This is a genomic window from Ruegeria sp. CH2, from assembly GCF_056537065.1.
The window spans coordinates 169,745-176,709 of the sequence record NZ_JBQFQV010000007.1; the positions used below are offsets into that span (position 1 = coordinate 169,745).

The 6,965-nt window shown below is 54.6% G+C and carries 6 protein-coding genes; 2 read left to right on the plus strand and 4 right to left on the minus strand.

All coding sequences use genetic code 11. The features are described from left to right. Positions 1-5: 5 nt before the first annotated feature. The 4 genes from ACR0M9_RS12035 to ACR0M9_RS12050 form a co-directional block, all read right to left on the minus strand. On the minus strand, positions 6-1,490 hold the full coding sequence (locus tag ACR0M9_RS12035) for an aldehyde dehydrogenase (protein ID WP_480773695.1): 1,485 nt from the start codon (positions 1,488-1,490) through the stop codon (positions 6-8). Between the two features lie 8 nt (positions 1,491-1,498). Further along, positions 1,499-3,031: a tripartite tricarboxylate transporter permease gene (locus ACR0M9_RS12040; RefSeq protein ID WP_480773696.1), complete on the minus strand. Its 1,533-nt coding sequence runs from the start codon at positions 3,029-3,031 to the stop codon at positions 1,499-1,501. Between the two features lie 10 nt (positions 3,032-3,041). Further along, on the minus strand, positions 3,042-3,578 hold the full coding sequence (locus tag ACR0M9_RS12045) for a tripartite tricarboxylate transporter TctB family protein (RefSeq protein WP_480773697.1): 537 nt from the start codon (positions 3,576-3,578) through the stop codon (positions 3,042-3,044). Positions 3,579-3,640: 62 nt separating this feature from the next. Then, on the minus strand, positions 3,641-4,570 hold the full coding sequence (locus ACR0M9_RS12050; protein ID WP_480589103.1) for a tripartite tricarboxylate transporter substrate binding protein: 930 nt from the start codon (positions 4,568-4,570) through the stop codon (positions 3,641-3,643). A gap of 106 nt (positions 4,571-4,676) precedes the next feature. Here ACR0M9_RS12050 and ACR0M9_RS12055 point away from each other — a divergent pair, with 106 nt between their 5' ends. Beyond that, positions 4,677-5,489, plus strand: coding sequence for an IclR family transcriptional regulator (locus ACR0M9_RS12055; RefSeq protein ID WP_480484910.1), 813 nt, complete (start codon positions 4,677-4,679; stop codon positions 5,487-5,489). 1 nt (position 5,490) lies between these two features. Continuing rightward, positions 5,491-6,843, plus strand: coding sequence for an aminotransferase class III-fold pyridoxal phosphate-dependent enzyme (locus ACR0M9_RS12060; protein WP_480773698.1), 1,353 nt, complete (start codon positions 5,491-5,493; stop codon positions 6,841-6,843). The last annotated feature ends 122 nt before the right edge of the window (positions 6,844-6,965 follow it).

The window sequence follows — 6,965 nt, forward strand, 5'->3', positions numbered from 1 at the left end:
GCCATTCAGAGCTTGATCCAGGCCGTTTTCAGGTCGAAGTATTTCTCAAGCGCGTGCAAAGACTTGTCGTGCCCATTGCCGGACTGGCGCACTCCTCCAAGCGGTACGGTCAGATCAGCACCGCCATAGGTGTTCACATGCACGACGCCTGTGCGGATACCAGCCACCATACGGTGGGCGCGGCCAAGGTTAGATGTCCAGACACCGCCAGCCAGGCCATACACGGTGGCGTTCGCCAACCGGATCGCGTCTTCTTCGTTTTTGAAGGGGGTCACCGCCAGAACGGGGCCAAAGACTTCGTTCTGAAACAAGTGGTCCGTCTCTTTTACCCCGGCCATTACGGTCGGAGACATATAATAGCCGCCACTCTCCATCAGGATGCGATTACCACCGGTGCGCCGCTCTGCCCCTTCCGCCTCGGCTTTGGCAACAAAATCCAGATTGGCCTCAAGTTCCGGCAGGCTGTGAACGGCACCAATCTGGCTGTTCAGGTCCAGCGGATCGCCGACGCGAAAGTTTTCAGCATGGCGCGAGACTTCGGCCACGAAATCCTGGTAGATATCTTCCTGAACAAGAAGGCGAGAGCCAGCAACGCAGACTTGACCGGAGTTGCGGAAGATACCTGCCGCGGACACTTTGGCGGCCTCGGCCAGATCCGGGGCGTCGTTGAAGACGATGTTGGCTGACTTACCGCCCAACTCAAGGTAGCAGCGCTTCAGATTGGAACGAGCTGAATACTCCAGCAACCGACGACCCGTCGCACCTGACCCAGTGAACACCATAATGTCCACATCCATCGACAGTGCCAGCGCCTCGCCCACAACCGAGCCGCGCCCTGTCACGACGTTGAACACGCCATCCGGAACCCCGGCTTCAGCAGCCAGTTCAGCAATCTTCAAAAGGCTGAGCGAAGCGCTTTCTGCGGGTTTCAATACTACGGAATTGCCTGCCGCAAGGGCCGGAGCAATTTTCCAGCTGCCGATCATCAGCGGAAAATTCCACGGTACAATTGCACCCACCACGCCGACCGGGGCATGGTGTACCAGGCCAAGAATATCGTGACTGGTTGGCGCGATCTGGCCATAAATCTTGTCGATTGCTTCGGCATAGTACCGAAATGTCGCCGCCGCCGAAAGCGCCTCGGCTTTATAGGCCATGCTGATCTCGGTGCCGTTGTCGCGCACCCCCAGAACAGAGATTTCCAGCGCACGCTCTTCGATCAGATCCGCCAGCCTCAGCAACACTTTCTTGCGCCCTGACGGTGCCATTTCGGACCATCGCCCGTCCTCGAATGCAACCCGAGCGGCCAGGACGGCAGCTTCAATGTCCGCCGCGCTGCCATCGGCGATCCTAGTCAGAGGTCGGCCATCGATGGGGCACAACACTTCAACCTGCGTACCCGTTTCACCGTCAGTGAAATTGCCGTTAATGAAGTGGCCGCGCGGGGCGACTTGTTGCATTCGCAGCGCGTCGATTAGGGACTGATCCATAGATATTCTCAACCTTGTTGATTTGGGTGATCTACATCGACGGGTTCGGCATTTGGTTCTGGTCGCAGCTTATTTCTGAACTCGAAGTACAGAGCTCGAAAGTGCAGAATGAGGATCAGAACAATCATACCGAACAAGATGGCGGCAATCGGTCTATCAACAAAATCCAGCGGTGAATTAACCCGAGCCATGGCGCTGCGGAGCTTGACCTCCATAATGCCGCCCAAAACCATGCCGAGGATGATCGGAACAATCGGCAAGTCCAGCCGTTTGAGGATCAGACCGAACACTCCAAATGCCGCGGCCAATGCACAGTCGGTGATCGAGTTGCGCAGGCTGTATACACCAACAAATGCCAGGATCAGGATCATGATGCCCAGAAAACGAGTTGGAATCTGAATGATCTTCAGAAGCACGTTGGTCGAGAACAGCAAAAACACCAGAACGATCACGTTCAGCAGGATCAACGCCATATAGAGGGCCATGACGAAATCCATCTGGTTTTGGAACAGCTGCGGCCCGGGTATCACATTGTGCACGTAAAAGACTGACAACATCATTGCCGTCAGTGCCTCGCCAGGAATACCCAGCGCCAGCAGCGGGATCATCGCCGCTCCGGGAACAGCATTGTTTGCGGATTCAGAAGCCACCAGCCCTTCGGGCGAACCATCGCCAAAGGCTTCTGGATTTTTAGAGGTTTTTTGTGCGTATGTGTATGACAGGAATTGCGAGGTAAACTCGCCGGTGCCCGGCACCATGCCCATGAAAACGCCGATGCTGGATGACACGGTTGCAATACGCTTGAGGCCAAGCAGCTCTTTTAATCCCGCAAAGATGCTTCCGCCAACATGTGCTTCACTCGGTGCATGGTTTTTTTCCAGCAACAGAAGCAATGCCTGACTGATTGCGAACAGCCCCAGCACAACAACAATCAGGTCTACCCCAGAAGCCAGCCAGCTTTGCTCGAACGTGAAACGACGGGTGTATTTGACCGGCTCCAGCCCGACAGTGTTCAAGAACAGACCAAATGCCGCCAGCATGCCCGCTGCAAAGATCTGGCCGCGATGAGCGAGGATTACCAATATGATGCCAAGCAACGCGGCTAGGAAAATCTCACGGCTGCCAAAATGCGGGGCAACGAGTGCTAGGACGGGAGACAAGAGCATAAGGCAAATTATCGAAAAGATGCCTCCAAAAAATGACGCCGAATAGGCCAGTGACAACGCCCGATGACCCTGGCCGCGCTTCGTCATAGGATAGCCGTCATAGGTGGTCAAGGCATTGACTGCTGTGCCCGGTGTATTGATCAGGACGGCAGGGATTGCACCGCCATACATCGAGGACCCATAGATGCCTAGCAGCAGGGTCAGGCCAACGATGGGTTCAAACGCGAAAGTGGCAGGTAACAGAATGGCAATTGCCACCGGCGCTCCAACTCCTGGCAAGGCGCCAATGATCACGCCTCCGATCGACCCGATCAAAAGAGCAGCGATAACCGGCCACTGCGCAAGTATCGAAAAACCTGATAATAGAGCGTCCATCAGCGAAACCTCAGAGATACGTCAGCGCAAACGCGCGAACCGTGTCGGGTAAATACTCATAGAGAGCACCGGCCGGGATTTTCACCTGCAAGAAAGCCCTGAAGATGACCGTGACACAAACGCCGAACAATGCGGCACAACCGATACCCTTAGCATCGCGAAACCCGGTGCGAATTGCCAAAAACACGGCAAAAACTACCGTCGCGGGAAGATACCCAAGCAAGGGAACAGCTTTTACGTAAACGAGGAAGTAGAAAACATATTCAAACGACCTGAACCAGAATGCCACTTCGGTCCACCGTCCGTGACGCCGCTGTGACATTGCTGAACTGAGCCAGTGCAGAAATCCGAAAACCACCATGGCCCAGAGGGCTATCATTGGCCAAAGGCTGGGCTGCGCGAACCACTTGGTTCGCTTGACGATTTGTGTCTGCTCGTCCAGCTGCATTAACAAAAAGACAGCAAACGCAAGGAACACGAACGCAAAAACTACATCGCCAGGACGGCGATATCGTTTGAACATGTCCTGTAAGGTTTTCGCGATCATCTCTACCTCCCCACCGATTAAAATAGGCCCGGCAGTTTGAATCCTGCCGGGCCAATCTTGAGTTATTCGCCCAGAATCTCTTCGATTTTGGCGAAAGAGGCTTTGTCTTTTTCAATCTGCGCGTTGGAGGCGTCCGGGTCCTGCCAGTAGATCAGTGCACCTGTTTCCTCGGCAAGCTGCTTGGCTTTGTCGGAGCTCAGAGCCTTTTGAGCGGCTGCCGCGATCTTCTCGCGCGCCTCTGCCGGGGTGTCTTTGTGAACGAACAGACCGTTCCATAGTGCCAAAGGCAGGTCAGGATTTAGCTCGACAACAGTCGGAGTGTCAGGGACCAGGGGAATCCGCTCACCGCCGATGCTGGCCAGAACATTCACCTGATCTAAGCAGGGTAGTATAAGTTGAAGTGTCGTGTTGATCACGTCCACGTCGCCTGAAGTCAGGGTGTTGCAGTCCAGAGCATCAAATGCGGCTTCACTGGCGAAATCAAACCCGCTGCTGACAGCAGCTGCGAATGTCACCTGGGTGGGGGGCAGGACAGAGCCGAAATGCCCCAGTGCAACATCGTTATCTTTGCCATGTTCCACCAACTCCTCCCAAGATGAGAAGGGTGCGTCTTTGCTGGACGCTATCACGAACGGATAGGTCAGGAAGATGCCAATTGGGTCAAATGGGTTGGGGTTCAGCTCTGGAATGCCAATCTCGGGGCCAATCACCGGCACGCCTATTACAAAAGAGCCGACCGTATAGCCATCGCCCGGAGCAGTGGCGACTTCGACAGCACCAGGGAACGGACCACCACCACCGCCAGGCTTGTTCACGACTGCTGCTGGTACGCCATACATTTCCTGAAATTCATCTGCGATCAGACGTGTCAATACATCCTCCAGATCGCCCGGAGGCCACGGAACGACGAAGGATACAGGTTTCTCTGGATACTCAGCGAAAGCAGCTGATGCAGAGACCGCCATTACGGCAGCGGTAAGAATTTTCTTCATAGACTCCTCCCATTGATGGTTCAAATAATGAACCGATAAGTCATGTTTATTGTTGCGTTGTTAATTACATTGTGTCAAGTATTCTCTTAAGGAGGAGGAGTAACTTATGGGAACTGCTCTTAATGCTTTGAGATTGTTGGAGTTATTCTCCAACGCACGGCCCGAAATCGGGCTGACCCAGATGGCTCGGCTATCTGGTGTCAATAAGGCGACTGTTCTTCGGCATCTGCGTGAACTGGAAGAGTTCGGATTGATCGAGCAGAATCAGGGAACAAAATCCTTTATGATTGGCCCGGCGGCACTGCGTCTTGCCGCGTTACGCGAGATTGCAAATCCCGGCCTCAAAGCAGCGCGCCTCAAAATGCAGGCCGCGATGCAACAAGCAGGAGAAAGCCTGCACCTTTCTCTTCTGGAAAATGATGTTCTTCAAACGGCGCTAGTGGTCGAGACAACTCAGCACAGCGTTCGAGTTAGCCTAGACCCCACGGAAGTCCTTCCGCTCAACGCCACAGCCTCAGGGTTGTGCATGCTTTGTTTTGGCCCTCCTGCACTTTTGGAAGGCCTCAAAAATCGCGACTTGCCCCGTATTACTGCCTCTACGCTAACGAACCTTGAACTCATTCAAGAACGTCTCGTCGAAGTAAAGGAAACCGGTTGGTCCTATAGTAACGGAAGTTTCGAAACCGGTGTTCATGGCTTTGCAGCCCCGGTTTTCGGAATTGATCAACTGGCGCTTGGGACGGTTTCATTCGCGGTTCCTGAAATCAGAACCGCAGGCGACCGGCAGCCGCCCCTACTGAATACCCTGAAACAAGTTTCGCAAGAGCTTACGGCAATCTTTGGTGGCCAGGCTCCTGCAAACTTTCCAACTGAGTTTCGACCGAGTGTTCGGTCGGACGAAATTCCCGGAGAATTTTGAAATGAAGGATTCCAACTTCCTGAAGGAAAACAACGCCCGCTATTTTTGGCACCCGATGGCGCACCCTGCCGACAGCCAAAAGAACCTACCAACCATTTTGGTCGGCGGCGAAGGGGTTAGGATCATCGATGTGGACGGCCACAAGGCCATCGACGCCGTGGGAGGGTTGTGGAACGTCAATCTGGGTTATTCCTGCGAGCCAGTGAAGCAGGCGATTGCCGACCAGCTGAACGCTTTGCCCTATTATTCAACTTTCCGTGGCACCAGCAACGACAAGGCGATCGAATTGTCATACGAGCTGGCCCGGTTCTTCGAGCCAGATGGATTGACCCGCGCGTTCTTTACTTCGGGCGGCTCCGATTCGGTTGAAATCGCACTGAAATTGGCACGACAGTACCACAAGGTACGCGGCGAGGACGGGCGCACCAAATTCATAAGCTTGAAACAGGGGTACCACGGGACCCATTTCGCTGCAGCGTCGGTCAACGGCAACCAGAAGTTCCGTGCTGCCTACGAACCGATGATGCCTGGATGTTTCCACATCCCGGCACCATGGACTTATCGCAATCCCTTCGACGAGACCGATCCCGAGCGTTTGGCACAGCTTTGCGTCAAAGCATTGGAAGCTGAGATTGCGTTCCAGGGCGCAAATACTGTTGCAGCGTTCATCATGGAACCTGTTTTGGGTGCTGGTGGTGTAATTCCACCGCACGAGAGCTTCATGCCGTTGGTGCGCGAGGTCTGCTCGAAACACGGCGTTCTGTTGATCTCGGATGAAATTATCACAGCCTTTGGCCGCACCGGCAGCGAAAGCGGAGCCCGGCACTGGGGTGTGCAGCCTGACATTATGACGACGGCCAAGGCTATTACGAACGGGTATTTCCCATTCGGCGCTGCGATGATTTCCGGTCAAGTTGCCGAAGTGTTCGAACGCGACACCACTGGCAAAGCGTCCGTCGATCAGGGCTACACCTATTCCGGCCATCCGGTCGGAGCGGCAGCAGCCTTGGCAGCACTTGCGGAAATTAACCGCCTGCGGGTGTGGGAGAACGCCGCCGCTCGTGGGGATGAACTGTTTACCGGCCTGAAAAGGCTGGCCGACAAGTACGACGTGGTCGGCGACGTGCGCGGCGGTGAGGGCCTGATGTGTGCGCTGGAACTGGTCTCGGATCGCAGCACCAAAGCACCGATTGCCAAGCATCTTCCGTTGCAGGTGCAGAAGGTTGCATATGATGACGGTGTCATGGTCCGGGTGTCGGGTAACAACATTATTCTGTCGCCACCACTGATCATCACGGCTGACGATGTGTCCAAGATCCTGTCGGCGCTGGATACCGGTTTGGCGAGCCTTTAAAATCTTCCCTGACCTCGCCGTTACAAGGCGGGGTCAGACTTTGACGGCTTGTAGTTCTTCGAGCAGGTCGAGGAGTTGGTTGAGTTTTTCTCGTCCCATTTGTTTTTCGATGCTTTGGTAGA

Excerpts from the sequence above, each read along its gene's own strand:
- ACR0M9_RS12035 (WP_480773695.1), bottom strand. The coding sequence starts at position 1,490 with ATGGATCAGTCCCTAATCGACGCGCTGCGAATGCAACAAGTCGCCCCG.
- ACR0M9_RS12040 (WP_480773696.1), bottom strand. The coding sequence starts at position 3,031 with ATGGACGCTCTATTATCAGGTTTTTCGATACTTGCGCAGTGGCCGGTT.
- ACR0M9_RS12045 (WP_480773697.1), bottom strand. The coding sequence starts at position 3,578 with ATGATCGCGAAAACCTTACAGGACATGTTCAAACGATATCGCCGTCCT.
- ACR0M9_RS12050 (WP_480589103.1), bottom strand. The coding sequence starts at position 4,570 with ATGAAGAAAATTCTTACCGCTGCCGTAATGGCGGTCTCTGCATCAGCT.
- ACR0M9_RS12055 (WP_480484910.1), top strand. The coding sequence starts at position 4,677 with ATGGGAACTGCTCTTAATGCTTTGAGATTGTTGGAGTTATTCTCCAAC.
- ACR0M9_RS12060 (WP_480773698.1), top strand. The coding sequence starts at position 5,491 with ATGAAGGATTCCAACTTCCTGAAGGAAAACAACGCCCGCTATTTTTGG.